At 41.1% G+C, this 26,086-nt stretch carries 27 protein-coding genes; 12 read left to right on the top strand and 15 right to left on the bottom strand.

The window, feature by feature from the left end; genetic code table 11:
* Positions 1 to 56: 56 nt before the first annotated feature.
* The 6 genes from Aso01_RS04285 (at position 57) to Aso01_RS04265 (ending at position 6,843) form a co-directional block, all read left to right on the top strand.
* Entirely contained in the window at positions 57 to 470 is a 414-nt protein-coding gene (locus Aso01_RS04285; RefSeq protein WP_004933651.1) for a Cd(II)/Pb(II)-responsive transcriptional regulator, read from the top strand.
* Positions 471 to 592: 122 nt separating this feature from the next.
* Entirely contained in the window at positions 593 to 1,783 is a 1,191-nt protein-coding gene (locus tag Aso01_RS04280; protein ID WP_004933654.1) for a PQQ-dependent sugar dehydrogenase, read from the top strand.
* Positions 1,784 to 2,971: an ASDC family class C beta-lactamase gene (gene blaASDC, locus Aso01_RS04275; protein WP_004933657.1), complete on the top strand. Its 1,188-nt coding sequence runs from the start codon at positions 1,784 to 1,786 to the stop codon at positions 2,969 to 2,971.
* A gap of 79 nt (positions 2,972 to 3,050) precedes the next feature.
* Positions 3,051 to 4,325, top strand: a complete 1,275-nt coding sequence (locus Aso01_RS04270) for a replication-associated recombination protein A (RefSeq protein ID WP_025096028.1) — start codon at positions 3,051 to 3,053, stop codon at positions 4,323 to 4,325.
* A gap of 100 nt (positions 4,326 to 4,425) precedes the next feature.
* Positions 4,426 to 4,584 (top strand): hypothetical protein, encoded by a 159-nt coding sequence (locus Aso01_RS15860; protein WP_004933664.1) that lies wholly within the window; start codon positions 4,426 to 4,428, stop codon positions 4,582 to 4,584.
* A 222-nt stretch (positions 4,585 to 4,806) separates the two neighbouring features.
* Complete coding sequence (locus Aso01_RS04265; protein WP_004933667.1) at positions 4,807 to 6,843, top strand: putative bifunctional diguanylate cyclase/phosphodiesterase; 2,037 nt, start codon at positions 4,807 to 4,809, stop codon at positions 6,841 to 6,843.
* Here the strand turns inward: Aso01_RS04265 and Aso01_RS04260 are convergent.
* From Aso01_RS04260 to dapA, 8 genes are all read right to left on the bottom strand, one after another.
* Positions 6,840 to 7,694, bottom strand: coding sequence for a formate/nitrite transporter family protein (locus Aso01_RS04260; RefSeq protein WP_004933670.1), 855 nt, complete (start codon positions 7,692 to 7,694; stop codon positions 6,840 to 6,842). The genes Aso01_RS04265 and Aso01_RS04260 overlap by 4 nt on opposite strands.
* A gap of 208 nt (positions 7,695 to 7,902) precedes the next feature.
* Positions 7,903 to 8,634, bottom strand: a complete 732-nt coding sequence (locus tag Aso01_RS04255; RefSeq protein WP_004933673.1) for an amino acid ABC transporter ATP-binding protein — start codon at positions 8,632 to 8,634, stop codon at positions 7,903 to 7,905.
* A complete protein-coding gene (locus Aso01_RS04250; protein WP_004933676.1) occupies positions 8,612 to 9,280 on the bottom strand; it encodes an amino acid ABC transporter permease in 669 nt (222 codons plus the stop codon). Before Aso01_RS04250 ends, Aso01_RS04255 begins: the two co-directional genes overlap by 23 nt.
* Positions 9,281 to 9,282: 2 nt before the next feature.
* Entirely contained in the window at positions 9,283 to 9,948 is a 666-nt protein-coding gene (locus Aso01_RS04245; protein WP_004933680.1) for an amino acid ABC transporter permease, read from the bottom strand.
* 33 nt (positions 9,949 to 9,981) lie between these two features.
* Positions 9,982 to 10,767 (bottom strand): transporter substrate-binding domain-containing protein, encoded by a 786-nt coding sequence (locus tag Aso01_RS04240; RefSeq protein WP_004933682.1) that lies wholly within the window; start codon positions 10,765 to 10,767, stop codon positions 9,982 to 9,984.
* Between the two features lie 488 nt (positions 10,768 to 11,255).
* Positions 11,256 to 11,975, bottom strand: a complete 720-nt coding sequence (purC, locus tag Aso01_RS04235; protein WP_004933683.1) for a phosphoribosylaminoimidazolesuccinocarboxamide synthase — start codon at positions 11,973 to 11,975, stop codon at positions 11,256 to 11,258.
* Between the two features lie 37 nt (positions 11,976 to 12,012).
* On the bottom strand, positions 12,013 to 12,618 hold the full coding sequence (locus tag Aso01_RS04230) for a hypothetical protein (RefSeq protein ID WP_004933685.1): 606 nt from the start codon (positions 12,616 to 12,618) through the stop codon (positions 12,013 to 12,015).
* A 9-nt stretch (positions 12,619 to 12,627) separates the two neighbouring features.
* Positions 12,628 to 13,524, bottom strand: a complete 897-nt coding sequence (gene dapA / locus Aso01_RS04225; protein WP_004933688.1) for a 4-hydroxy-tetrahydrodipicolinate synthase — start codon at positions 13,522 to 13,524, stop codon at positions 12,628 to 12,630.
* 387 nt (positions 13,525 to 13,911) lie between these two features.
* Here dapA and pncA point away from each other — a divergent pair, with 387 nt between their 5' ends.
* Entirely contained in the window at positions 13,912 to 14,541 is a 630-nt protein-coding gene (pncA, locus tag Aso01_RS04220) for a bifunctional nicotinamidase/pyrazinamidase (protein ID WP_004933690.1), read from the top strand.
* A 50-nt stretch (positions 14,542 to 14,591) separates the two neighbouring features.
* A complete protein-coding gene (locus Aso01_RS04215; RefSeq protein WP_004933692.1) occupies positions 14,592 to 15,551 on the top strand; it encodes a bile acid:sodium symporter family protein in 960 nt (319 codons plus the stop codon).
* Here Aso01_RS04215 and Aso01_RS04210 read toward each other — a convergent pair.
* The 6 genes from Aso01_RS04210 to Aso01_RS04185 all read right to left on the bottom strand — a co-directional run bounded on the left by Aso01_RS04210 (position 15,548) and on the right by Aso01_RS04185 (position 19,942).
* The gene (locus tag Aso01_RS04210) at positions 15,548 to 16,015 is read right to left on the bottom strand and encodes a 2-thiouracil desulfurase family protein (protein ID WP_004933694.1); all 468 of its coding nucleotides are present in this window, start codon (positions 16,013 to 16,015) and stop codon (positions 15,548 to 15,550) included. The genes Aso01_RS04215 and Aso01_RS04210 overlap by 4 nt on opposite strands.
* A gap of 2 nt (positions 16,016 to 16,017) precedes the next feature.
* Entirely contained in the window at positions 16,018 to 16,305 is a 288-nt protein-coding gene (locus Aso01_RS04205) for a GNAT family N-acetyltransferase (protein WP_004933696.1), read from the bottom strand.
* A 106-nt stretch (positions 16,306 to 16,411) separates the two neighbouring features.
* Complete coding sequence (locus Aso01_RS04200; RefSeq protein ID WP_004933698.1) at positions 16,412 to 16,963, bottom strand: VOC family protein; 552 nt, start codon at positions 16,961 to 16,963, stop codon at positions 16,412 to 16,414.
* 15 nt (positions 16,964 to 16,978) lie between these two features.
* Positions 16,979 to 17,617: a maleylacetoacetate isomerase gene (gene maiA, locus Aso01_RS04195; RefSeq protein ID WP_004933700.1), complete on the bottom strand. Its 639-nt coding sequence runs from the start codon at positions 17,615 to 17,617 to the stop codon at positions 16,979 to 16,981.
* The gene (gene fahA, locus Aso01_RS04190) at positions 17,604 to 18,923 is read right to left on the bottom strand and encodes a fumarylacetoacetase (RefSeq protein ID WP_004933705.1); all 1,320 of its coding nucleotides are present in this window, start codon (positions 18,921 to 18,923) and stop codon (positions 17,604 to 17,606) included. The genes maiA and fahA overlap by 14 nt, the downstream gene beginning before the upstream one ends.
* A gap of 656 nt (positions 18,924 to 19,579) precedes the next feature.
* A complete protein-coding gene (locus Aso01_RS04185) occupies positions 19,580 to 19,942 on the bottom strand; it encodes a hypothetical protein (protein WP_004933706.1) in 363 nt (120 codons plus the stop codon).
* A 202-nt stretch (positions 19,943 to 20,144) separates the two neighbouring features.
* On the opposite strand from Aso01_RS04185, the gene Aso01_RS15965 reads away from it, so the two are divergent.
* The 4 genes from Aso01_RS15965 to Aso01_RS04155 all read left to right on the top strand — a co-directional run bounded on the left by Aso01_RS15965 (position 20,145) and on the right by Aso01_RS04155 (position 25,448).
* Positions 20,145 to 23,042: a hypothetical protein gene (locus tag Aso01_RS15965; RefSeq protein WP_004933708.1), complete on the top strand. Its 2,898-nt coding sequence runs from the start codon at positions 20,145 to 20,147 to the stop codon at positions 23,040 to 23,042.
* On the top strand, positions 23,035 to 23,499 hold the full coding sequence (locus tag Aso01_RS04165; RefSeq protein WP_004933710.1) for a response regulator transcription factor: 465 nt from the start codon (positions 23,035 to 23,037) through the stop codon (positions 23,497 to 23,499). The genes Aso01_RS15965 and Aso01_RS04165 overlap by 8 nt, the downstream gene beginning before the upstream one ends.
* Positions 23,480 to 24,646, top strand: a complete 1,167-nt coding sequence (locus tag Aso01_RS04160; RefSeq protein ID WP_004933715.1) for a 5'-methylthioadenosine/S-adenosylhomocysteine nucleosidase family protein — start codon at positions 23,480 to 23,482, stop codon at positions 24,644 to 24,646. The genes Aso01_RS04165 and Aso01_RS04160 overlap by 20 nt, the downstream gene beginning before the upstream one ends.
* A 208-nt stretch (positions 24,647 to 24,854) precedes the next feature.
* On the top strand, positions 24,855 to 25,448 hold the full coding sequence (locus Aso01_RS04155; RefSeq protein WP_004933717.1) for a recombinase family protein: 594 nt from the start codon (positions 24,855 to 24,857) through the stop codon (positions 25,446 to 25,448).
* Here the strand turns inward: Aso01_RS04155 and gmtX are convergent, their stop codons facing one another.
* Entirely contained in the window at positions 25,449 to 26,084 is a 636-nt protein-coding gene (gene gmtX, locus Aso01_RS04150) for a gamma-mobile-trio protein GmtX (protein ID WP_004933719.1), read from the bottom strand.
* Positions 26,085 to 26,086 lie beyond the last annotated feature (2 nt).

Raw genomic sequence — 26,086 nt, 5'->3', positions numbered from 1 at the left:
TCCTCAGTATGGGATAAGCTGAGTAAAAAGGCTGGAGCCGCTCCAAGGTCAAGCACATGATGAAATATTTAATTGGTGAATTGGCAAAAAAATCGCAGGTTTCTGTCGACAGCATCCGTTTCTATGAAAAACGTGGTGTGCTCAAAGCACCCAAACGTGCAGACAATAACTATCGTTACTATGATGATCAGGCACTGGATCAACTGATTTTTATACGACATTGTCGAGAGCTTGGGATGTCTTTAAAAGAGATTGAGGAATTGCAGCAATTGCTGGAGCATTCTGAACAGCAATGTACGCTGGTCGATCAGGCGATCGAAATACATTTGGGCCACATCAATGAAAAAATCAAACAGTTTGAACGCTTTAAAACCGAGCTGCAACAACTCAGGCAACGTTGTCAGTCAAGTACGACCATCGACGACTGTAAAATTGTACAAACGCTCAAAGAGCATGATCCCTCAATCTAGTCGTCTTGATTGACTGTGCTAGTCTCTCGACATATCTGGTAAAACAAAACTACATATTCACAGCATTGTGCCGAGTCTGAATTTTTTATGCTACAAGATCAAAGACTCAGGAGTATAACGAGATGACGAAGCAATTTGCCACGTCGATACTGTGTAGTAGCTTTATTTTGTTGGGGGCGTGCGGTGCAAACAACACCAACTCCAAAGCACCCCAATCCAATTCGCAAAGCAGCTCAAGCGTGCAACAGGCAACCCGCGTAGAGCAAACATTTAACCAGGAAGCGGTTGCCAAATTTGATGAGCCTTGGGCGCTGACCACATTGCCCGATGATCGATTACTGATCACCGAGCGTCAAGGCAAGCTTAAACTATTTGACCCAGCCACTCAAAAAAGTCTTGAGGTTGCGGGTGTGCCGAAAGTCAGTTATGGCGGGCAGGGCGGATTGGGCGATGTAATTGTGCATCCCGATTACGCGCGAAATTCTTGGATTTATCTGAGCTATGCTGAGGCAGGCACCGGTGGATACGGTGCAGTGGTAATCCGCGCCAAACTCGATCAGACCCGTGCAGCACAGCCACGTTTGACCGATATTCAAAAAATCTGGACGCAAGTGCCCAAAATGTCGGGACAGGGCCACTATGCACATCGTTTAGCTTTTGATCAGGAAGGTAAACTCTGGATCAGTTCGGGCGAACGACAAAAGTTTGATCCAGCGCAGGATATGACGTCGAATTTGGGCAAAATTGTGCGCTTAAATGACGATGGCACGCCAGCAACCGGGAATCCATTCGCCAGTCAAGGTGGTGTTGCTGCGCAAATCTGGTCACTGGGTCATCGTAACCCGTTGGGTATGGCCTTCGATGCCAAAGGTCAGTTGTGGGTCGTTGAAATGGGCCCCAAAGGCGGTGACGAGCTGAATCGGATTGTGAAAGGTGCCAACTATGGCTATCCGATTGTTTCCAATGGTGATCATTATTCAGGAAAGCCAATTCCCGATCACGATACTCGCCCAGAATTTCAAGCGCCTGAGGTGAGCTGGACACCGGTTATTTCTCCGTCCAGTATGATTATTTACCAGCATAGCGCCTTTCCAGCATGGAAAGATAAAGCCATTATCGGCGGGTTATCTTCTGAATCCATTGTGGTGGTTGATCTTCAATCGCAACCCGTACAGGAAGTACAGCGCATTGATATGCAACATCGGATTCGAGGCGTGCATGCCGCCAAAGATGGAAGTCTTTGGGTGATTCAAGATGGCGCAAATGCCAGCCTACTCAAATTAATGCCCAAATCATCAACCGACAGACTTTAAATGAAATCCACTTATTTACATCGTATCGCATCGTTCACTTTTACCGGCTGCATGGCAGGATTCATTTCCTGCACTGCAGTCGCCGCTCAGCCGCTGAGTGCGCAGCAAGTCCAGCATCAAATCGATCAGCATTTTCAGCCATTGATCGATCAGTATCAGATTCCGGGTATGTCCGTTGCAGTCACCATGCATGGACGGCATTACTACCGTCATTATGGTGTGGCATCCGTACAAACCCAGCAGGCGGTTTCTGAGCAAACACTATTTGAACTTGGTTCCGTGAGTAAACTGTTTACAGCGACCCTAACAGGTTATGCACAAGCACAGGGCAACCTGAAACTCAGCGATCATCCCGCACAGTATTTTCCAGAGTTAAAACAAAGCGCCGTGAATCAGGCTACGCTACTGAATTTGGGTACCTATACCGCAGGGGGCTTTCCGCTACAGTTTCCCGAGCAGGTCACCACTCAATCCGACATGGTCAAGTATTTTCAGCAGTGGCAGCCCAAAGCAGCCCCAGACCGTATTCGTGAATATTCTAATCCGAGCATTGGTTTGATGGGAGAACTGACGGCGAGAGCCATGAAAGCCCCGTACACCACCTTAATGGAGCGCAATTTGCTGGTAGCGCTGGGCATGCGCCATACTTATATTCAGGTTCCAACTGCTCAGATGCCACATTACGCGTGGGGCTATAAGGCTAAACAAGCGATTCGGGTTTCACCGGGGATGTTTGATGCACAGGCGTATGGGCTCAAAAGTACCTCAGCCGATATGCTCAAGTTTTTAGATGCTGAGCTGAATCCACAGCGACTCAAACCTGCCCTGCAACAAGCAGTGGAAAGCACACAAATCGCTTATTTTAAGGTTGGACCTATGCAGCAAGGTTTGGGGTGGGAGCAGTATGCCTATCCTGTTGCTTTAGACACTTTGCTGGCCGGTAATTCAACTCAAATGGCGCTAAATGCACAGCCGGCTCAGCCGATTGCTCATCCGGTCAAAGCGCCAGCACAAACTTGGCTAAACAAAACTGGTGCAACCAATGGCTTTGCAGCCTATGTGGTATTTATTCCAAGTGAGCAGATTGGACTGGTCATGCTGGCAAACCGTAATTTTCCCAATGAAGCCCGCATTCGTGCCGCCTATGCCACGCTTACGCAGCTTATTCAGTCTAATCACAACAAATGATCAGTTGCAGTGTAGATTCAAATTGTAGATTTGCACCAGACGCAATAGACTACAGGAAAACCCCATAAAGTCTTTGATGATGTCAGATACTCATATTCCACTTCCCGAACGTTTACGTCCACGCGATTTATCAGAAATTATTGGACAAGATCATTTGCTGGGTGAACATGCGCCACTGCGTCAGATGATTGATCAGGGCCATTTGCCCTCGATTATTTTCTGGGGGCCACCCGGAGTGGGAAAAACCACCATTGCATTGCTGTTGGCACAGGCGGTAGATCGGCCTTTTATCAGTCTTTCTGCACTCAATACCGGGGTTAAAGAGCTACGTGAGGTGATTGCCGAAAGTGGCGACCTGTTGACTCCCGTGGTATTTATTGACGAGATTCATCGGTTCAATAAATCGCAGCAAGATGCGCTGCTGAACGCGGTTGAAAAAGGCAAGATTACCCTGATTGGCGCCACCACCGAAAACCCGTCGTTTGAGGTGAATGGTGCGCTATTGTCGCGTTGTCAGGTATATACCTTGAATGTGCTCGATGCAAATGCCATACAACGCTTAATTGATCGAGCGCTCGATTCGGATGCCTTTTTAAAAGCGCGCCATATTCATATTGAAGAATACGATGCGCTGCTTCAGTTCGCCGCTGGTGATGCCCGTAAGGCACTCAACCTGATCGACTTAATTGCCAGTACTTTTGAGCCTGATCAGGAAAATCTGGTCACCAATGCTGTAACGGTTAAGGTGGCACAACAAAATATTGCCCGCTACGACAAATCGGGTGAACAGCATTACGATATCGTTTCGGCCTTTATCAAATCGATTCGCGGGAGTGATCCGGATGCAGCGCTGTACTGGATGGCACGAATGCTTAAAGGCGGAGAAGATCCCGTATTTATTGCACGACGCATGCTGATTGCCGCTTCTGAAGATATTGGCAACTCCAACCCAAATGCATTGCTGTTGGCAGGGGAATGTTTTCGCTCAGTACAGGCTGTGGGCATGCCCGAAGCGCGAATTATTTTGGGCCAGTGTGCTGTATATCTGGCTACGAGTCCAAAAAGTAACAGCACTTATCTGGCCATCGATCGGGCCTTGGCTTTGGCAGAAAAAACCGCCAATTTGCCTGTACCATTGCATTTACGCAACGCACCGACCAAACTGATGAAGCAGCAGGGCTATGGTGTGGATTATCTGTATCCACATCATTATCCGGAGCATTTTGTAGAGCAAGAGTATTTGCCGCCTGAACTCAAAGGCACCAAGCTATACGAATACGCCCGAAACAAGCGTGAAGTCGAAGGTGAGCGTTTACAGCAACGTCGCTGGCAACACGAGCAGCAGCAACAATAATCAAAGGAACTCCCATCAAGGAAGATGAGAGTTCTATCAATAGAATTATGAGAAAAATGGGTAAAAAAGAATGGATGTTGAAGCAGTTTGAATTGCATACATGCGCGCGCGAGATATTCAACATGCGCAACAGGTTGCGAAAACCAGTACCTTTGAAATCGATGCGATCCATAAAAAATTTAAAGAAAACTGGGATCGTGTCTATCCTGCAAAGTTATTGGTGGATTTAGAAAATGATACAACAGATAAAATGTCATAATGCTTAAGCAGATTATAACGGATCAAATACCATCGATCCGTTAATCATGAATATATCTTCAAATTAATCTATTAAAAATGAACAATTTAAAAAATTATAATTTATAGTAAAAGTATGTTTCTAATATTTAAATAGATTTTTTATGCCAAATAAAACGGGTGACAAATGATGTTATACTTATAGACAGATTTGTCTATAAAATAAAATAGTGCTGATATAAAAGTGGAAAGTAGTTTAAATCTGGATCATACAGTTAATAGCATCACTTATTTAAATAAAAATATGACGGTGTGTGGTGGAAATGCCGCATTCTTTGAACGCGTTAACATGGATGTCGCGGTATGTCAGCAACGCGATTTGCAAGATCTACTTCCAGATGACTGGTGGCAGCATATTTATCCCTTATTGCAACCCGCAATTGAGGGACACTCGGGACAGGCCTGCTGGCAGATTCAATGTCACAAGCAGGGCACTCTCTCTAAAATGGCCTTTGTATCGCCTTATTTTTCAGGCGATCAGCAGGTCGCGGGCATCACCCTCAGTGTGATTGAACAAGCTGATCAGCTTAGCATGCAGCAGCAGCTTGCGAAAATTCTGAAAGATTTTGAAAACTACAAATTGGCGATCGATGCGCATTCGATTGTGGCCATCACCGATCATCGTGGCATCATCACCCATGTGAACGAGAAATTTTGTGATATCTCGCAGTATGAATATCACGAACTGGTGGGCAGCACGCATAAAATTATCAACTCGGGCTATCATCCACGGACATTTTTTAAAACCATGTGGAAAACCATTGCTCAAGGACAGATTTGGAAAGGTGAGATCTGTAATCGTACCAAACATGGCAATTTGTACTGGGTCGATACCACCATTGTGCCGCTTAAAGACAACAATGGTTTATTAAAGAATTATATTTCTATCCGAACCGATATCACGCAGTTGAAATCTTCCGAAGATCATGCCAAGTACATGGCGCTGTATGACGAATTAACCGGACTGCCCAATCGACGCTATGTCAAAGAGCGACTAAAGCAGGTGATTCAGGCCAGTAAAGACGAGCAACATCATAGTGCAATCATGATGATGGATCTGGACAACTTTAAAACGGTCAATGATACCTTGGGGCACGACTACGGCGATCATTTACTCAAAATGGTGGCGAAACGGGTCAGCAAATGTGTGCGGGAAACAGAAACCACGGCACGTCTGGGTGGTGATGAGCTGCTGATTATTCTGTCTCACTTAAGTGAAGATGAGGCCACAGCGCATCAGCAGGCACATTCGATTGCAGAGCGTATTTCTCAAGTGATTTATCAGCCTTTTGTACTTGAAAATCAGGTCATTCAAACCAGTGCCAGTATCGGAATTTTTGTATTTAAAGATGATTCCATTCCACAAAATGCACTGCTCAAATATGCGGATATGGCGCTCTATCAAGCCAAGGCCAACGGAAAAAACTGCATTTGTACCTTCGATCCTTTGATGGAATCGCAGGTGGTGTCACGCGCCTCGCTCATTTCAGATTTACGGCAGGCGCTGATTCGAGATGAGTTCGAGTTGTATTATCAGGCTATTGTGGATCAGCATAAAACCATTATTGGCTATGAAGCATTATTGCGCTGGATTCATCCGGTACGGGGGCTGATTTTACCTGGCGAATTTATTGAACAGGCCGAGAAATCGGATCTGATCCATCATATTGGCAATCGCGTGTTACGGATGGCTTGTCAGCAGTTGTACCAATGGAGCCAGCATGAACATTCGGCGCACTGGACGGTATCGGTCAATATTAGTGTACAGCAATTTCGCCAATCCGATTTTGAAGACAACGTCATGCAGATCATTCGCGAAACAGAGGCCAATCCTCATCGCCTGCGTTTAGAACTGACCGAAAGTATGTTTTATCGCGATATGCACAGTTCAATTCAAAAAATGAAAAAACTGATCGAAATTGGCGTTCGCTTTTCGATGGACGATTTTGGCACGGGCTACTCATCGCTGAATTACTTGAAGCTATTGCCTTTAGATCAGCTCAAGATCGATCGATCCTTTGTAAAAAATATTGTGGATAATCCGCGCGATCTGGCGATTGTGAATACGATTATCCGTTTAGCGCATCTGCTTGATTTGAATATTGTCGCCGAAGGCGTCGAAACTCAAGAGCAGCTCGACTGCCTAAAAGAAAACCAATGCTTTAGTTTTCAGGGCTTTTTGTTTGGGCGACCACTACCGATCAAGACGCTGCACGATTAGTCCAGTTCTTCATTCACCTGTCCGTAAATCAGTAAGGTAAACACGCCTGTTCCTCCCAAAATATTGCCCAAGGTGGTCGGAAGTAAAAACTGAAGCACATAGTCATAAAGCGATGCCTGCCCCTGATATACCCAGTAGGCCATTTCTGCCGAGCCGACGATCACATGTGTAAATCCGCCCAAACCCATCAGATAGGTAATAAAGAAAATCAGTAAAAACTTGTTGGTGGCCGAAGGGAGCATCCAGACCAAGGATGCAATCAGGATACCCGCAGGGATTCCCTTAATAATATTGTCTGTGGCACTCAACGCAGCTACATGATGGGCCAGCTCGTGTAAAGCCTGATCAACTTCTGGTGGAAAAAGCTGGGCGTTGAGTAAAAATAAGGCCGCCAGCGCCGTTCCGATTAAATTGCAGACAAATACAATACTCCACAGCCGAAATACGCCTTTGAGCTTATCAAAGGTAAACGGATTAAAGAGTGGAACCACCGTAGTAATGGTGTTTTCGGTAAAAAGTTGCATGTGTCCAATAATGACCAGTACAAATCCGACCGTGTAGCCCATGTTGGTGACCAGATCTACCCAAAGTGTATCTGCGGGCAAGTAGGCGGTTAGAATGGCCTTAAAAACAAAGGAGAAGCTGATAATCACGCCTGCGGTAATACCCGAGAAAATCAGCGCCTTGGTCGGACGGTTCAGCTCCTCAATGCCATCGCGGCGGATAATTTCATAAACCAAGCGGGGCGAAAGCTTTTCGTGTTCTTCCACTGCCATTCGCTCTTGCCAGCTTAGATTGTTGTCGTTTTTTTCTTTTTCAACCTCGGCTTTTTCTTTTTCAGTCTCGCTCATTGCAATTTCCTTTATTGTGATCATGTGATTTTGAAATGCATATAAGCCAGCATCTGGCATTGATTTATGCGTGTTATTCTCTTTATTTTTATAAGATTTTTACAAAGAGTCCAGTATTCAACGAGGTGATTTATGTAATCTTAGATCACTGAGGACGGTAGAAAAAAGTAGGCAATACATCCTGCAGATGAATTGCCCTGAACAGGTTTTAGGCGTGAGTTAAATGAATAAACGAACGTAATTCATCGGTTTGCGGTGCTGCAAATAATTCTTTAGCACGGCCGTATTCATGTACGCGACCTTCATGCATAAACAGCAAGTAATCGCCCACGTCACGGGCAAAGCGCATTTCATGCGTGACCATGATCAAGGTCATGCCATCTTGGGCCAAGTCTCGTACGACTGCCAAAACTTCATTGACCAATTCTGGATCGAGTGCCGAGGTAATCTCGTCACAGAGCAAGATTTTAGGCGACATGGCCAATGCACGTGCAATCGCAACACGCTGCTGCTGTCCGCCAGAAAGCTGACTCGGCATGGCATCGGCTTTGTGTTTTAAACCAACTTTATCCAGCATCAGCATGGCCAGATCACGAGTCGCCGCCTTATCGACTTTTTTGACAATCTGGACCGCCAGCATCACATTTTGAATCACGCTCAAATGTGGAAATAAATTAAACTGCTGAAAAATCATCCCGACTTTTAGGCGCAGTGCCGTTAAATCGGTTTGCCCGACTTCAAGTAAGGTTCCATCGACCTCGATGTATCCTTCATCGATGGTTTCGAGGCCATTGATTGATCGTAACAAAGTACTTTTGCCCGAACCACTGCGGCCAATAATCGACACCACTGAACCAGCTTCCACTTCTAGTCCAATACCTTTGAGTACATGGTGATCGCCAAAGCGTTTATGCAAATTATGAATGTGTAGCAGAGCCATGAAGTTTCTTCTCAAGATAAGCTGCCAAGGCAGACAGTGGATAACACAAGATGAAATAACCGATCGCAACCAATCCAAAAACCAAGAATGGTTCAAAGGTGGCGTTGGCCAGTACAGAACCCGTTTTGGTCAGTTCGGTAAAACCAATGATCGAGGTAACGGCAGTGGCTTTTACAATCTGTACGGAAAACCCGACTGTTGGTGCAATGGCGATACGAGTTGCCTGAGGCAAAATCACATAACGAAACTGCTGTAAACGTGTCATCGCAAGGCTTGCAGCCGCTTCCCATTGACCGCTTGGAATCGCTTGTACACAGCCGCGCCAGATTTCGGCAAAATAGGCAGCGGCATAGGCTGTGAGTGAAAAGGCAGCAGCAGCCCATGGTGAAATATCAATACCCAACAGTGACAGGCCAAAAAAGGTCATAAATAATTGAATCAGCAGCGGCGTACCCTGAAAAAATTCGATATACACCACAGCAACTTTTTGTAATATCGGATCTGGGTTAATCCGAAGCATTAGAACCAGTAAGCCACACAAGCCACCGAGCACAAACACCATCAGCGATAACAGTAATGACCAACCCAAGCCATTCAGCAGATTTTGAATAATGTTCCAGAGCGTAAATTCTTGCATCATCATCATGATTAAACGCTCCCTTTAAAGCAGACACGTCCAATTCGCATCAAGATTGCGCGAACGCATACCGCCAACACCAGATACAGCACCGCCACCACAATATAGATTTCAAAGCCACGGAAATTACGCGACTGAATAAAGTTGGCGACAAAGGTGAGTTCTTCCATCGAAATTTGCGAACACACCGAAGAACCCAGCATCACAATAATAATTTGGCTACACAGCGCTGGCCAGACCCGACCCAGTGACGGTGGCAAAACCACATGTCGCAAAATTTGAAAGCGGGTCATGGCCAGTGAAGCTGCTGCCTCGATTTGACCTTTGGGCGTGGCCTGAATACCAGCACGAACGATTTCGGTACTATAAGCACCCAAATTGATAATCATGGCCAAAATGGATGCAGTCCATGCATTCATGGTCACGCCAATGGCGGGTAAGCCAAAGAAAATAAAAAACAACTGCACCAGAAACGGGGTATTACGGATCACTTCGACATAAATCCGAAACATGGCACTGACCGGTTGAATACGCCAAGCACGGCATGCTCCCCCAATCACCCCCAGTGCCAAGCCAAACACCGTACCAATCAGTGTTAGCACCACTGTACGGCCCAGCCCTTCGGCAATCATGCCGGTGTAGGGCAGAACACTGGAAAACTCAAACTCGTAGGCCATCTCGATCTCTCATTCAAACGGACGTGGGTGACATTAGAGTTGTTTTGGAAGAGGAGCACCCAACCATTGCACCGAAATTCGATTGAGCTGACCGTTACTTTTTGCGGTTTTAATAATGGCATTGAGCTTGCCTTGTAAAGCTGCTTCGCCTTTATTTAGACCGATATAACATGGCGAGTTTTTAATAATGAATTTGGTATCAAGCGGCTTTTTGCTAAAGTGTTTACTTAAGCTTCCCGCGACCACGTTGCCAGTTGCAATCAAATTCACCTGACCTGAGTAAAAAGCCGATACGGTCGAGTTATTGTCTTCAAAACGCTTAATGGTGGTTGAGCTTGGTGCGACTTTGCTCAGCTCTAAATCTTCGATTGAACCACGTGTGACGGCAATCGTTTTACCCGCTAAATCCGCAGCAGATTTTACCGCGATATTCTTTTGTCCAAACACGCCATTATAAAAAGGCGCATAGGGTCCAGCAAAATCAATGACTTTTTCTCGCTCAGGATTTTTACCTAAACTTGAAATCACCAAATCCACTTTTTTGGTGGTCAGATAGGGAATACGGTTGGCACTGGTGACTGGCACCAATTGCAATTTTACTCCTAAATCTTGTGCAATCAGTTTGGCCACATCAATATCGTAGCCCTGTGCTTTTAAATCGGTCCCCACAGTGCCAAATGGCGGAAAATCTTGCGGAATTGCAATTTTAATTACACCGGCTTTTTTAATATCGGCTAGGGCATCGGCATGAGCAAAGTTTGAAACTAAAACAGCAGAAAGCGTGGTTAAAGCAAAAACAAAGGATGTACGGTTTGACATGGTCACTCCAGCAAGCATAGGGGAGAACAGATTGTGTATCTAGATTTAGCAACAACCATGCCATGATGAAAAAAAGAAAATTAATTAATATAAGTATATGATTTTAAATTGCTTTAAGGTTTTCATAATTGAATCAATAAAAAGTTGGACTATTTAAAATGCTTAATAATGAGTATAAAAAAACGGAAATAGCCCCTTCTGGTAAGACCAGGTCAGACCAGAAGATAAACATCGATATCGAGGCTGAATCGAATACTAAAAAATATTTTTTAAAAAAATAATATTTTTCAGTATCTTAATGTGGTTGATATAGTGAAGTAAGTAGTGGATGAATGTTCTAAATGCATTAAAATGTACTTTTTTGGATCATTTTTGATCGATGCTTAATTTTTGCACCAGAATTGCCTTCGACGATAGACTAAGAAAATAAAGATGGAGCAAACATAAAAAAACAGCGCCAAGCGCTGTTTTTTTTAAACACAAGACAATTAGATATCTGTTAAATCGATACCCAAGCGTGCTGCCACTTCTTCGTAGGCTTCAACCACGCCGCCTAAACCTTGGCGGAAACGGTCTTTATCAAGTTTCTTCTTGGTGTCTTTGTCCCACAAACGGCAACCGTCTGGAGAGAACTCATCACCAAGGACGATACGGTCGTGGAACACACCAAATTCAAGTTTGAAATCGACCAGAATCATGTTACCCGCATCAAACAATGCTTTTAGCACATCATTGACTTGATAGGTAAGTTCTTTCATTTTAGCCAACTGATCCGCTGTCGCCCAGCCTAAAGCAATGGCTTGAGATTCGTTCACCATTGGATCGCCAAGGCCATCGTCTTTAAAGAACAATTCAAATGTTGGCGGAGTCAGTTCTTTGCCTTCTTCTACACCTAAGCGACGGCACAATGAACCTGCCGCATAGTTACGAATCACGCACTCGACTGGAATCATGTCGAGCTTTTTCACCAACACTTCGTTTGGTGTAAGCAGCTGTTCAAAATGCGTTTCGATACCTGCTTCGGCCAGTTTTTCCATAATAAAGGCATTAAAACGGTTGTTGACCTTGCCCTTACGATCTAGTTGTTCGATTTTTTCGCCATTGAACGCGGAGGCATCATCACGAAAGACTAAAATCAAATGGTCTGCGCTGTCTGTCTCGTATACAGATTTTGCTTTGCCAGTATAGAGCAAGGTTTGTTTTAACATGGGGGAACCTTTTTCAAAAAAAAATCGCCTAGAGAGTCTAGGCTGGCCAGTTTTGGTTAATCTGGTTTAACACTTGGTTGGCAGTCGCTGTATCGGCAAAGCTGTTACTTGGCGTAAACAGTGCCAGATTGTTACTTGTACCAACGGCAGTTAATCTGAGGACAAAAACTTGCTCACCCACTTTAATGGTGGCTTGATACGCATTTTTGTCTTGTGCAATCACGGTGTAGTTCATGCTGCTGAGCGTCGCCATGGTGTATTGCCATACCGCTTCTGATGGACCGTCAATTTGCAATAACGGATTTTTGTTTCCATCGGTCACCAAACGCGGACGACTCATGCTCATGCTGGTATTAGATGCAGTTGCAGGTTGCGCTTGTACCTGTTCCGGACGAGGCGCTGCATAGCGGTTACCGCGTTTATTTTCAAAATTTGGTGCATGCTGAATTGCCAGATCATCAACAATCGGCGCCGGATACAGCGGTGTAAACGGGCGCATGGTTGCATTGGCAGGCAATTCAAGCGGAGCAACATTAGATGCTTTTTTATAGTCCAAAGAATGATTATTTAAACTCAAGCTGTTACAACCGGCCAAAGCGATACTGGCGATTGCGAAGGTAAACCCAAGACGTAACTGCATCATAATTTGCTCTTATTGAATAATTCCCGCAGCTTTTAGCTGATGACGGAGAGGTTCGCGATATTGTTCGGCGAGAGGAGTCAAAGGAAGACGAATTCCGGTTTCGATTAAGCCCATCTCATGTAGCGCCCATTTCACAGGAATTGGGTTCGATTCGCAAAACAGAATATTGTGTACATTTGCAACTTGCTCATTGAGCGATTTTGCCTGCTCCGACTCACCTTGCAAAGCAGTTGCACATAACTCACTCATTGCTTTAGGAATAATATTGGCAGTGACCGAAATATTGCCTTTGGCGCCAAGCGTAATCAATTCCCATGCGGTTTCGTCATCACCCGAATACACCGCCATGTTGCCCTTTAAACCGTCGATCAATGCTTTGCCACGTGGCACGTCACCAGTTGCATCCTTAATGCCGATAATATTTGGAATCTCGGACAGACGAATTGCTGTCTCGTTCGACATATCCACGCCGGTACGGCCCGGAACGTTGTATAGAATTTGTGGAATATCTACGGCTTCTGCAATGGCTTTATAATGCTGATAAAGGCCTTCTTGTGTTGGTTTATTATAATATGGCGTCACCAAAAGTGCGGCATCTGCGCCAAGCTCTTTTGCGGCTTTTGTCAATTCAATGGCTTCGTGAGTGGAATTTGCACCAGTACCTGCAATAATTGGAATACGTTTGTTCGCCACACGAATAATTTCTTTAATAACGGTTGTGTGTTCTTCCATGCTAAGTGTTGACGCTTCGCCAGTGGTGCCGACGGCGACAATACTGTTTGTACCTTGTTGGATATGCCACTCAACGAGCTTCTCAAGACCCTTCCAATCTACACTGCCATCTTTATACATAGGGGTGACGATTGCGACGATTGAACCTTGAATGGTCGGTGCTTGCTGAGTCATTTTAAAAAAATATCCTATTGTTCCATCCGGATGAAATAGTAAATACGAAAAGTGGACGGTCTGCAGTATTTTGAGTGTAAGTCACGGCCTAAACAAGTAGGCTGGATGACTATTATGCAAATTATGACTGATCAGAGAGATAAGAACAATATCCTTTGATCAAAGCATGTAAAAACTTTGACACAATACAAAGTCTCAAAAGGATGGTGTGGCCGATCTGTCACATAATCAGTGCGACGCATTCAATCATTGAATTTTTTAACATGACTTGTCAGCGGCGTATGAGTTGCTATGCTGTGAAATATTTAAAATATGATCGATTCCTCATATAAGAAAGACTGCTGAAGCGCTCTGCGACGGTGGGCATGAATTTCCATGGAGAGAAAAATGAAACAACCCAATCACGTTGCTTTAATTGTGGTCGATGTACAAAATGGATTTACGCCCGGTGGGCACCTCGCGGTTGCAGATGCCGATCAGATTATTCCGTGTATTAATCAGTTGGGTGCTTGTTTTGATACGATTGTCATCACGCAGGATTGGCATCCCGAAGATCATATTTCCTTTGCCCAAAATCATGCAGGTAAACAGCCATACCAGCACATTCAACTGCCTTATGGTGATCAGGTCCTGTGGCCGAGCCATTGCGTTCAAGGGACGCATGATGCCGAATTGCATCCCGCACTTGATTTACCTTCGGCACAGTTGATTTTAAGAAAAGGCGTTCACCGTGATATCGACAGCTACTCCGCTTTTATGGAAGCAGATCGTAAGACCACAACTGGTCTGGCGGCATATTTAAAGGCGCGTGATATCGATACTGTCTATATTGTGGGTATCGCGACCGATTTTTGTGTGGCATGGACTGCCATAGATGCCTGCGCGGCTGGGTTTGATAGCTACGTGGTGGTTGATGCCTGTAAAGCCATCGATATGAATGGCTCTTTACAGCATGCGTGGCAAGATATGTTAAAAGCAGGGGTGAAACGCATTTCATCGCGTGAGTTATTGAACTAGGTTCAGCAAGCATGCTTTTCACTTTTGGTTTTTAAAGGTTTTATCTCTTGATGACAGCTTTACTTCGTTTTACGGCATTTGTGCAAAAAACCTTTGCCCTTTGGGTGGTGGTCTTTGCTGCGCTGGCACTCTGGACGCCGGATTTATTTGTATGGCTTAAAGCTTATATTCCATGGCTGCTGGGGATCATTATGCTGGGCATGGGCATGACCATGTCGCTAGACGATTTTCAAGGCATGCTGCGCCATCCTAAAGCCGTATTGATTGGCGTGGTGGCGCAGTTTGTGGTGATGCCGGGACTGGCCTTTTTATTGTGTCAATTATTTCAGTTGCCTTCAGCGATCGCGATTGGCGTGATTTTGGTGGGATGTTGTCCGGGTGGAACGGCATCGAATGTAATTACCTATATGGCGCGAGGCAACGTTGCGCTCTCGGTGGCATGTACCAGTGTTTCGACCTTGCTGGCACCGCTGTTGACACCTGCTATTTTTTATCTGTTGGCCAGTCAATGGATTCAGATTGATGCCATGTCGATGTTTGTATCGATTTTACAAGTGATTCTGGTGCCCATCGTGATTGGACTCTTGCTACGACGTTTTTTTGCAGTACAAGTGAATCGATATATCAAGGTGATGCCGCTGATTTCAGTCGTGGCGATTGTTGCGATTGTGGCGGCAATTATTGGGGCCAGTAAAGCCGCGATTTTACAGTCGGGTGCGTTAATTTTATCTGTGGTGATACTGCATAACGGACTTGGGTTTTTAATTGGCTACTGGGCCAGTCGAGCATTTAAGCTCTCGCATCGCGATGGCAAGGCGATTGCGGTTGAAGTGGGGATGCAAAATTCAGGTTTAGGTGTGGCACTGGCCGCGGTTCATTTCGCGGCGTCACCATTGACCGCTGTACCGAGTGCCTTGTTTAGTTTGTGGCATAACATCTCAGGCGCGTTGCTGGCGACTTATTGGGCGCGTCAAAGTCGTGACGAAACAGATACAACATCTGTTGATTAGTGTTGTCGTTGATACCAATCTTCAAGTTCATGTTCAGACAAAACATCAAATCCGTACTGTTTGAGCAGTGCGGCAGTTACGCCTAAACCTGCCTGTTTCTGGCCATTAAAATGCCCGTTATAAATAAAGTGTGAACCGCATGAGGGGCTATTTTCTTTAAGTACAATTGCGCTGGCATTATGCAGCTTTACAATGCGTAGTGCCTGATGGGCACCTTCGATGAAGGCGGCTGTAACATCTTCACCCGTCGCATCTATCACCCGTGCGCGACCAGCCAAAACATCCTCACCCGAACCGCCCTGAATTTCGGCAGCAGGGCGAGGGGTAGGTAATCCGCCCAAGCATTCGGGACAAATACTTTTGGCCAGACCTTGTGCCAGCAGACGTTGAACCAGTGCAACAGGACAACTTTTTGCATCGTAACGTACTGGTTCACCAGCCAAACAGGCACTGACCAAAATCATATTTATGCGTCTCGCAACACATCTTGCAATTCAGGGCGTTTATCAAATACCGATTTTGCATATGGGCAAAGTGGAATGACCTTGATTTGATCTTGTCGAGCAAAGTTGATCAATGCATCGAGCAACTCACGGCCAATGCCTCTTCCACGATACGCACTTTCGACTTCGGTGTGGTCAATACTCAGGCTATGATCGCCTACCCAAGTAAAGTGCATTTCACCCGCGACTTTGTCGTCATCTAGGGCCTGAAACATGCCCTGTTTGCCATCTTCTATTTTTTGTATGTCCAAAGCATTCTCCTGCTTATACGATATTATGGGGCTGCTTATTGCGGCACGCCTCGAACATAGCATGAAAAATCAAAAAAATAGCGCCAGTATACATAACTCCTCAAAATTAGATTTCGCTCAATTCTTCAGCATGTAAAAACTGTGTATGATGTGGGGCACGTTTGGTGCGTGTCCACTCGTCTAGCATCTCTTGTTTGATCTGATCGGTAATTTTTGCAATCTTTTCAGGCGAGCGCGGATCATCATAAGTGAGTTCGATACGGTGTCCATTCGGATCGAAAAAGTAAATCGAGTGGAAAATTCCGTGATTGGTCACGCCTAGAACGTCCACACCATTGTTTTCCAGATGTGCTTTGGCCTCAAGTAAGGTGGCTTCGTCTTTTACACGCAGTGCCAGATGCTGTACCCATTTCGGGGTGTTTTCATCTCGGCCCATATCCGGTTGGTGTGGCAACTCAAAAAATGCCAGTACGTTGCCATTGCCCGCATCTAAAAACAGATGCATATATGGGTCGAAGGCTTTGGTTGAAGGCACATGATCTTCGGCAAAGGCCAAAATAAAATCCATATGCAGATTCTTTTTGTACCATTCGACGGTTTCTTTGGCGTCTTTGCAGCGATAAGCCACATGGTGGATTTGTTCGATTTTAAATGTCATGCTCATGTCCTTATTTTATGCAGCATCGGGTTGTTGTTCTGGCGCCGCTTCAATAAACGCCGGGAGGGTCATACACTGTGCATAGACCGCTTCAATGAGTGGATAGGCGCTTAAATCAATTTGAAAGCGTTTGGCGTTATAAACTTGTGGAATCAGGCAGCAATCTGCCATGGTCAGCTGATCACCAAAACAAAATTTACCTGCCGTCGCCTGTAATTGGGCTTCCAGGCTATTTAGGCCAGTCACAATCCAGTGCTGATACCATTGATTTTTTTCGATATCAGAGAGCTTAAGCGTACCTGTTAAATATTGCAGTACCCGCAGGTTATTTAGCGGATGAATATCACAGGCAATATTGAGACAAAAGGCACGAACTTGGGCGCGTAAATGGGCCGCTTGCGGCAAAAGTCTTCGATCTGGATATTGCTCTTCAAGATATTCAAGAATACTCAGCGACTGGGTCAGAACACGCTCTTGGTCTTGTAAGGTCGGCACCAGCTCGCTCGGATTAAGCTGTGCATACGCAGGTGAGTGTTGCTGACCGCCATCTTGAAGTAAATGAACGGGTACAATTTCGGCAGTCAGTCCCTTAATGGCAAGTGCAATGCGGACTCGAAACGCCGCCGAGCTTCTAAAATAGCTATACAGTTGCATAGTCGGTGCGTTCCTGTGCTTCGGTTTCTTGAAAAGCGAATTGACGTGCCGGCAAGATCGTGCCTGTCACTTCGCCAAAGCCAATCCGTAAGCCATTTTTTTCACAATAACCTTTCATGATTAGCGTATCGCCATCTTGTAAAAAGCCGCGCTGCTCACCGTTTGAAAGTTGTAATGGACGCGTATTATTCCATGTGAGTTCAAGCAGCGAGCCATAAGAATCTGGAGTCGGGCCAGAAATAGTGCCTGACCCCATCAAGTCACCCACTTGTACATTACAGCCTGCCACCGTGTGATGGGTTAGTTGTTGTGCCATCGACCAGTACATATATTTAAAATTGGTGCTGCAAATCACATCTGCATGTTGTTGTTCGGCAGCTTTGAGTTCTACCGATAAATGAATGTCGTAACTGTTGGCCGAAAGATCTTCTTGTAAATAAGCCAGTGGCAGTGGATCTTGTTGTGGCGAATGCGTTCGAAACGGTTCAAGTGCCTCTAGCGTGACAATCCATGGCGAGATGGAAGAGGCAAAAGTTTTGGCATTGAACGGCCCGAGTGGTACATATTCCCACTGTTGCAAATCGCGCGCCGACCAGTCGTTAAACAGCACCACACCAAAAATATGATCCCATGCGTTTTCAATTGAAATCGGTTCACCTAGGTGAGTTGCCTTGCCCACAATAAAGCCCGTTTCCAGTTCAAAATCCAGCTTGCGACAGGCTGAAAAGACAGGACGCTCCTGATCGGGCAATTTGATTTGACCCGATGGACGCACAATATTGGTACCGCTTACCACCACCGAGCTGGCGCGTCCGTTATAGCCCACAGGTAGCTCAGACCAGTTCGGCAATAACGCATTTTTGGGGTCACGAAACATGCAGCCCACATTGGTGGCGTGTTCTTTAGACGAATAAAAATCGGTATAGCCCGGAATATGTACAGGTAAATGCATCACCACGTCGCTTTGCTGATAAAAAGCGTGCTGGCGAAGCGTGGTGTTATCGCGAAGCGTCGCTTCATTTTTAGACAATAAGCGCTGCAAGGTTTGTCGCGTGCTGTGCCAATGTGCTTTACCACTTTCAATAAATTTATTTAAGGTAGGTTGGTCGAAAAACTGTTCACCCTCTTGGAGAGTTAAAAGCCCTGCACGCTCAAGTGCCGCCAGATCGACCACCCAGTCGCCGAGTGCCACGCCTACACGGCGTTTACCTGTTGTGGTTTCGCTAAAAATTCCGTAAGGCAAATTCTGAATAGGAAAATCCGAAGTCGGGGAAACCTCGATAAATGAAGATAAATGCGCGCTCATGTCAGCATTCCTTGGCATATCAGTAATCTCTTTATCTTTCATCATACGGATTTTTTATAATTACGCAATACGAAATTTATTTATGTATAATGTAATTATATTGATAGATAAAAATTTAAATAGATAAAAAAACCTGCAATAGATGCAGGTTGAATTGTTGATGCCAAATAGAATCTAAATTTAGCGGCTTATTTCACAAACATAAAAAAATCCACACAGCGATGCTTTTCTAGAGCATCGCTTGTGTGGATTTTTTAAGTAATTCAGTATGAGACTCTATTAAGTAATATTTACAAAGTACTCTCATACAAAATTGTATGAAAGTACTTTATAAACACTTAGTGAGTGTATAATCAAACTTACTAAGTATCTAATTTTATGTAAATAGTTTTTGATTATATATCATCATACATCCAGCATGGTTTAGTTTCTTATCGTAGTAAGCTATCCAGCTAACCACAATTTTTAACTTTCTTTAATTTATAGAATTAATGAAAAACCTATTCCGAGGGTCGGGATCAATATACAGTCACATCTATTTGTTTTAATTAAATTTATTGAAATTAAAAATTCTAAAGGTACTCACCAAGGTACTCGTTTTTAAAAGTAAAAAACCTGCTATTACAATAACTTGAATAAAAAATAACTCTATCATATTAATGGTTAAGCATAGATACCAACTTAATAGCCTCTACTTTAAATTCATCTAGATCATGAATGTCAGGGTTAGGTAGTCTAGGAAAGAGCGATTTTAAGGTATATTCACTACTTAGCCCTAACACATCCTCATCTAGCTTATAGACATGATAGCTTAAATCAGAAGCAATCAGGGGCAATTGATCAAGCAAGTCTTCAATGCTCTCTGCACTGTAAAAATCCTCTTCTCCCTCTGGACTTCGAATTTTTCCACTTATAACATGAGCATGGTAGTAAAGCGCATTATTTTCTATATCTTCATCATCTATGGTGAGATTAACGAAAAAGAAAGAATCACTATCATCATATGCCACCCCTATCATGTATGCATTGAAACTCCTTAAAGCATTATTTTTATCAAAGATATAGTCAAACGCATCTTTTACCTTTATTGTATTTGCATATCTAATAAAATTGGATTAATCAAGGATGCAAATTATTAACCTAAGCCCAATTAAAAGTGAATGAAATTAAATCAAATTAGCAGTAAAATCTATAGCTCAATCAAAGGGGGAGGAAAGATTGATGAATATAAGTACAAATACCAATCACTTTAATATTAAAAAAATAACAATTAATCAATCAGAGTTTCTTCAGAACTTTAAGAAATTAGATGTTGCTTCTCGCAATCTTTTACGACCAATTCTCTTTGATCCAAACCAAGATCAAATTAAAGTTTTAAATAAATTTAGAAAACTGTATCAGTGCAAAGATTTAGTAAAAATTTATAATGCTCTAACTAAGATTGAAGATTATGAAAGAAAAGTTATTCCTGACTACTTCCCTACTACCGCCCAAGTTTATGATGACTTTCAACGCCTAAAATGTATTGAGTTTAAAAAACAAGTAAAGATCGTAGAATTATTAGCATTACAAAATAAAAACAAGTTAAATGATTTTTTTAAAAAAATAGATAATTTAAATAAATTAATTGTAACCAAAAAGTATAAAGAATCTGATTCTGAAATTGAAAAAATTTACCAAAAATTTGGTTATAGTCATTTTTTATTAAGAAAGATTCTTCTAATAAAAGAATTAAATAATGATAAAAATAATCTAAATTTTGTTCAAAAATTTATTAGTGAATACAACTCTACGGGGCGAAATTTAATTATTAGCTCGTTACAGCAATGCTATCAAATCGATATAGATTATTTAGGACTTAAAAAATCCATAATTAATAGGCATGAAAAAAGCTTGTTTTGCAAACACATATCAGAAATACCTTTCACACATTTACAAAGCCACAATCTTGAAGAAATAAATGAAAAATTATTAAGCAATATACAAAGCTCTTTAATAGATGGTTTGTTCTTTTTAAAATATAATAATAATTTTCTAAATCTAAAAATTCTAGATATAATTGACAATATTATATCAATAAAAAATCCATGCATAGATTTAAATGACTTAGCAAAATTCTATATGAATAATTATGAAACAGATAGTGAAGATATATTTTACAAACATTCCAGTGCATGGTACGAGATCAATGATATTTATAAATATAGAATTTTAAATGACAATTTCTATAGTGAATCTATGGGGAAAATAGAAATTAAAGAACAACTACATATAATAAATGAATGGATAGCTGATTTAAGTTTAGATGAATTATCCATTTCACAAAGTTTGACGACACATAATTATTCAGATTTAAAAATCTTAGAAGAATCTGGATCTATAACACGATCTTCAATTTTTAATAACATTATGATGAAAAATGAAGGTAATGTAATAATCTCATTATCAAGTTTATATAATTTAATGGGAAGAACCCAAGATCTATCACGGACAGTAGATCAAAAACACTTAAGAATGGCAGCAGAAAAAACGGACTGTCTAGAGTCACAGATCATTTTTTATCTCCTCATAGGTAAAAAAAGTAGAAATGAAAAAGATAATCATCGATTAAAAAAATATATTCAAAAAATTACTATTGAAAGATTCAATAGCAATTTAGTCGACTTTGTAAAATACTTATCAACAAAATCAAAAGCTGTGGCTGAGTATACTTATGAATTATGCACGGAAGATTTCATTGCTACAATGTCTCAAATTATTCCTACAACTTTAAAAATAACTGAAACAAGAGCAGACCTACATACTTGGATGGGTGATTTTACAGGGGACAGACAATATAATGATAGAGCAAGAACCCTTCTAATTGATCACCAAATTAATAGAATAAGAAATGAAATTGATGACAACAGAATTTATGTTGATTCTTTTAGATTTAATGAATGGATATGCGATGATATATTAAGAGAATTTAATAGCTGTTTATCAAGTTTGAGTCAAAATGGTTTATTAGATTATTATGACTCTCCTCAATTATTATTACTAATAGAAAAAGCATACTTTGAATTTTGTAATAATAAGATATTTGGGATTTCATCATATCTTGGTCGGAGAATTAGACATGGTACTTTTAAAGGACATTTATTTTCAAATGTAATTATCCCTTTAGAGGAACAATACGAAGTGCTTCTATCCGACCCTTCCTTTCTAACTCAATGGAAAATTTGGAAAAATGAATATGAGAAAACAATTGATAATATCATTCGGCATAATTTACATATTCAATCTACCAAAAATAAAGATGGTTTAATACAAACTGACCTAAATTCTCCTAGTAAAACAGATGTTGCTCATGCTTGTGCCAAGAATATAATTTCTGAATTTATTTCAAAAAATGGCACTAGTTCTTTAAGTACCGTTATTGTTGAATATTGCTGGCGCTTAATCGTAATTGATTTAAGAAATATTAATGATTTTCTTAAAAATCAAAAAAATGAAATATTAAATAAAACAAAAATAGAACAATTAAAAACCAACCAAAATCAAAGAATTAAGGAACTAACAACTAGTTTTACATTAGAGTTACATAGAACAATTAATGATAAATTTATTTCTATATATGAATGGTTCAAAAGACCTCATTCAGTGGCACCTAAAGCAAGTTTATCACTTCTCTTTAAAGCTGTTATCGAAGAAGTCAGAGACACGTTTCCTTTGTTCAAAGATATAGATGGAGATAATCAATTCGATTTCGAATTATTTGGTGGAGCGTATCATGTTATATATGATGCATTATATGTGATTATCTATAATGCAGCGAAACATGGAAAACCAACTAGCCATTTAGAAAAACTCTATACAATTGATCCATCAAATTATAAAATTATAGTTTCTGTTAGCTCTGATATAAAAGATACCGACAACGAAGATTATATCAATAGTAGACTCCAAGTCGATCAAGAAATGGACATTGATAATGCACAGTTATCTGAAGATCGAAGTGGAATAAAAAAATTATACCATCTTATGAAATATGATAATAATTTCGTAATAGAAAAAATTGAATGTTCAAACCGCAAAGTAAATATAATATTCTCATATAAGGTATTACATAATGTTTGATATTTTAATTGTAGAGGATGATAGTTTTAAATTAAAAAGTTTAAAGGATTTTCTCTATGCCAATATGGAACATATTAATATTGTAGTAGCTACAAACCTTCAAAACGCTATAACCCTAATCAATGAATCTATTTTTCACTTAATATTAGTTGATATGGCAATACCAAGCCACCCTATAGAATCAGGAACAGGTTCTCCAATAAGTTTACTGAATGGAGGATTACAAGTAATTCTTGAAGTTCAATATTTAGATCGTAAAGATGATTGTATCGTTCTGACTCAATATCCTGATGTTGAAATATGTGGTGAATATTTTCCTATTGATCTTGCCTCTTCTAATATTAAAGAATTGCTAGATTGTACAGTGTTAGGATGTATACAATATTCAGAAGATACAACAACATGGAAAGAAGACCTCAAAGAGCTTTTACAATCGTATGAAAATTTTAATTCTTGAAGATGAAACTCATAAATTTAATTTAATTTCAGAAGAAATTTTAAATTTTAACCCTGACATAAAAATTGATCGTTCTGAAGATCGTACTAATTTTATCAAAAAGTTAGAGCGTGAAATTTATGATCTAATTATTATTGATTTAATTGTACCTACACATCCTCAAAGTGCCCCAATCGATTTAAGTGGATCGATTATATATGACTTAAGAGATGAAGATTGTCCAAATATTAGGACTCCTGTACTTGCTCTAACACAGTTTGATGCTGTTGCTATTGATAATTTTGAAGAATTAAATAGTCATAATATCAATGTAATAACTTTTTCTTGTGAGAAAGAAGCTTGGAGAAAACCACTTCTACAGCGCTTAATAGATAATCTCCCCCCACCCAAATATGATTTTGTTATTGTATGTGCTTTACCCAAAGAAACCAATGCATATAGAAGTATAGGTCTAGACATTTCTGAATCTAAATCAATTCAAGGTCTAGACTGTTTAGAGATTAAACTAGACAGCCTCAAAGGATTAGTAATTACTTGCCCAAGAATGGGATTAGTTGATGCAGCTATTACTTCAACTATGGCATTACAGATATTCAGACCTAAGCTGATTGCAATGAGTGGAATTTGTGCAGGAATAGAAGGGGAATCAGAAATTTATGATATTACTATTCCCGAACTATGTTACCAACATGATTCTGGTAAATGGACTGCAGATGGATTTACACCTGAACCCTACTCAATTCAGCTTGATCATACAGTGAAATTAAAGATCAAAGAATTAATTTCTAGAGAGGGTTTTGTTAATCATATCCTTAGTGATATTTCTCCCAATAGATCTGAAATACCTCAACATCTTGAAAAAATTAGCACTTCCATTAAATTGGGTATTTTATCTAGTGGTAGTGCAGTAGTTGCAGATGAAAATTTTAATAAAATTATAAATATGCAACATAGAAAAATTGCAGCATTTGAAATGGAATCATATGCTCTTTATGAAGCAGCAAGATTAACAGATTTTAAACCAATGTTTTTTAGTGCTAAAGCAGTTGTTGATAATGGGACACCAGGAAAAAATGATGACTTCCATAGAATAGCTTGCCTAGTATCTGCAAAAACAACAATTGGAATTATAAAAGTACTTCTTTGATAAAATTAACAAATGGTTCTAAACTTTTAGAGCCATTTGTACTTTTAAAATCACAACTCCACATTCTAGCACACCCACTAGTTCTTTATTATTTGACTATACCCTAAAGAGAATCTGATTAAGTGATAATCTAACTATCATATAACTATTTATTTGAATTTAATGATAGTATTATCATTGATGTTTGAATTTAGTTGTTAAATGATAGATGACTACAAGAATTTATGTTCGAGCTAGTACTAAAGATCAAGATGCAGAAAGGGCACTAGCTGATCTTAAAAACTTTGCCTTATCCATTAAAGGTGACGTTAATGAGTATATAGAGAATGAATCGGGCACAAAGCTTGATAGACCAGTTCTAAATCAACTCCTTGACGATTCATCTAATGGCGATACATTATTAGTTGAGAGTGTAGATCGCCTATCTCGACTTTCACAAAATGACTTTGAAGTGTTGAAAGGTCGCATTAAAGAGAAAGGTTTAAAACTAGTAGTTGCTGATTTACCTACTACACATATGTTAGTCAATTCAGCTGATAACATCACTAGCTCAATTCTCAGCCTTGTCAATAATATGCTGATTGATTTGTTAGCGACTATGGCTCGTTTAGATAACGACAAGCGTAGAGAGCGAATTAAGCAAGGTTTAGAAAGAAGTGGATATAAGCCTACAGGAAAAAAGGCAGATATAGCCAAACATGCACGAATTAAAGAACTAAATAATAAAGGCTTAACAAAAGAAGAAATAGCCAAAGCCGTGGGCTGCGGTGTTGCTACAGTTTACAGAGTTATCAAACAATGATTAATGATCAGAATCTAGGACTTTTTTGATGGCTGAAACAAAATAGGCTTCGAAAATCTTTCGACCATTTTCATTTAAGATAGAACCATTTTGTTGAATTGACCAACCGTTGTCTTCAATAATCTGAGGATTTATAGCTTGATGTAAAGCATGCTTTTCGGCTGTAGTAAATGTGAAATTAGGTATAAATTCAATATTAGAGGTGGTGTGATTATCAATATGCATACTGCGATCAATAATAATTTTATCTTTGCTTAAGGCTTTGAGTATTCTATTTTCACCTCGAAGTTGCTTAACTTCAGCGAGCAGTAAGCCAACTTCAGCTCGGATAGATGGATTTTGAATATGTTGTAAAAGGTCAAAATTATCAGGTCTAGAAATGGACTTATTCTTCTGTTTGGATTTATTGGACCAAGCTGTTATGAGCAAGCGATAGGATTCACCATTTTTGTTTCTTATGGCTTGTTCAGATGGACCACCTTGTAATTTAGAAATTTTCCCAATAGTTGCGATAGAAAAATCAGGGCTATTTCTTAATATTTGCTCATTGCATATATTATTAATAATACGAAGCGAGGTTTGTCTTCTTGAACTAGCCTCATTCATAAGATTTTCAAAAAGTTTTTCTATTTCCATAG

This window comes from Acinetobacter soli (assembly GCF_000760595.1).
In the GTDB taxonomy this organism is placed as follows: Bacteria; Pseudomonadota; Gammaproteobacteria; order Pseudomonadales; family Moraxellaceae; genus Acinetobacter; species Acinetobacter soli.
Note: the sequence above shows the minus strand (reverse complement) of the source record. Positions and strands in the feature narration are given on the sequence as shown.

What these genes read in the sequence shown, in the direction of transcription:
- Aso01_RS15965 (WP_004933708.1), top strand. Translation starts at nt 20,145, where the DNA reads ATGAATATAAGTACAAATACCAATCACTTTAATATTAAAAAAATAACA.
- dapA (WP_004933688.1), bottom strand. Translation starts at nt 13,524, where the DNA reads ATGACTCAGCAAGCACCGACCATTCAAGGTTCAATCGTCGCAATCGTC.
- Aso01_RS04155 (WP_004933717.1), top strand. Translation starts at nt 24,855, where the DNA reads ATGACTACAAGAATTTATGTTCGAGCTAGTACTAAAGATCAAGATGCA.
- Aso01_RS04215 (WP_004933692.1), top strand. Translation starts at nt 14,592, where the DNA reads ATGACAGCTTTACTTCGTTTTACGGCATTTGTGCAAAAAACCTTTGCC.
- Aso01_RS04210 (WP_004933694.1), bottom strand. Translation starts at nt 16,015, where the DNA reads ATGATTTTGGTCAGTGCCTGTTTGGCTGGTGAACCAGTACGTTACGAT.
- Aso01_RS04230 (WP_004933685.1), bottom strand. Translation starts at nt 12,618, where the DNA reads ATGATGCAGTTACGTCTTGGGTTTACCTTCGCAATCGCCAGTATCGCT.
- maiA (WP_004933700.1), bottom strand. Translation starts at nt 17,617, where the DNA reads ATGCAACTGTATAGCTATTTTAGAAGCTCGGCGGCGTTTCGAGTCCGC.
- fahA (WP_004933705.1), bottom strand. Translation starts at nt 18,923, where the DNA reads ATGAGCGCGCATTTATCTTCATTTATCGAGGTTTCCCCGACTTCGGAT.
- Aso01_RS04200 (WP_004933698.1), bottom strand. Translation starts at nt 16,963, where the DNA reads ATGACATTTAAAATCGAACAAATCCACCATGTGGCTTATCGCTGCAAA.
- Aso01_RS04285 (WP_004933651.1), top strand. Translation starts at nt 57, where the DNA reads ATGATGAAATATTTAATTGGTGAATTGGCAAAAAAATCGCAGGTTTCT.
- Aso01_RS04240 (WP_004933682.1), bottom strand. Translation starts at nt 10,767, where the DNA reads ATGTCAAACCGTACATCCTTTGTTTTTGCTTTAACCACGCTTTCTGCT.
- Aso01_RS04185 (WP_004933706.1), bottom strand. Translation starts at nt 19,942, where the DNA reads ATGATAGGGGTGGCATATGATGATAGTGATTCTTTCTTTTTCGTTAAT.
- pncA (WP_004933690.1), top strand. Translation starts at nt 13,912, where the DNA reads ATGAAACAACCCAATCACGTTGCTTTAATTGTGGTCGATGTACAAAAT.
- Aso01_RS04245 (WP_004933680.1), bottom strand. Translation starts at nt 9,948, where the DNA reads ATGGCCTACGAGTTTGAGTTTTCCAGTGTTCTGCCCTACACCGGCATG.
- Aso01_RS04250 (WP_004933676.1), bottom strand. Translation starts at nt 9,280, where the DNA reads ATGATGATGATGCAAGAATTTACGCTCTGGAACATTATTCAAAATCTG.
- Aso01_RS15860 (WP_004933664.1), top strand. Translation starts at nt 4,426, where the DNA reads ATGCGCGCGCGAGATATTCAACATGCGCAACAGGTTGCGAAAACCAGT.
- purC (WP_004933683.1), bottom strand. Translation starts at nt 11,975, where the DNA reads ATGTTAAAACAAACCTTGCTCTATACTGGCAAAGCAAAATCTGTATAC.
- Aso01_RS04255 (WP_004933673.1), bottom strand. Translation starts at nt 8,634, where the DNA reads ATGGCTCTGCTACACATTCATAATTTGCATAAACGCTTTGGCGATCAC.
- Aso01_RS04160 (WP_004933715.1), top strand. Translation starts at nt 23,480, where the DNA reads ATGAAAATTTTAATTCTTGAAGATGAAACTCATAAATTTAATTTAATT.
- Aso01_RS04280 (WP_004933654.1), top strand. Translation starts at nt 593, where the DNA reads ATGACGAAGCAATTTGCCACGTCGATACTGTGTAGTAGCTTTATTTTG.
- gmtX (WP_004933719.1), bottom strand. Translation starts at nt 26,084, where the DNA reads ATGGAAATAGAAAAACTTTTTGAAAATCTTATGAATGAGGCTAGTTCA.
- Aso01_RS04270 (WP_025096028.1), top strand. Translation starts at nt 3,051, where the DNA reads ATGTCAGATACTCATATTCCACTTCCCGAACGTTTACGTCCACGCGAT.
- Aso01_RS04260 (WP_004933670.1), bottom strand. Translation starts at nt 7,694, where the DNA reads ATGAGCGAGACTGAAAAAGAAAAAGCCGAGGTTGAAAAAGAAAAAAAC.
- blaASDC (WP_004933657.1), top strand. Translation starts at nt 1,784, where the DNA reads ATGAAATCCACTTATTTACATCGTATCGCATCGTTCACTTTTACCGGC.
- Aso01_RS04165 (WP_004933710.1), top strand. Translation starts at nt 23,035, where the DNA reads ATGTTTGATATTTTAATTGTAGAGGATGATAGTTTTAAATTAAAAAGT.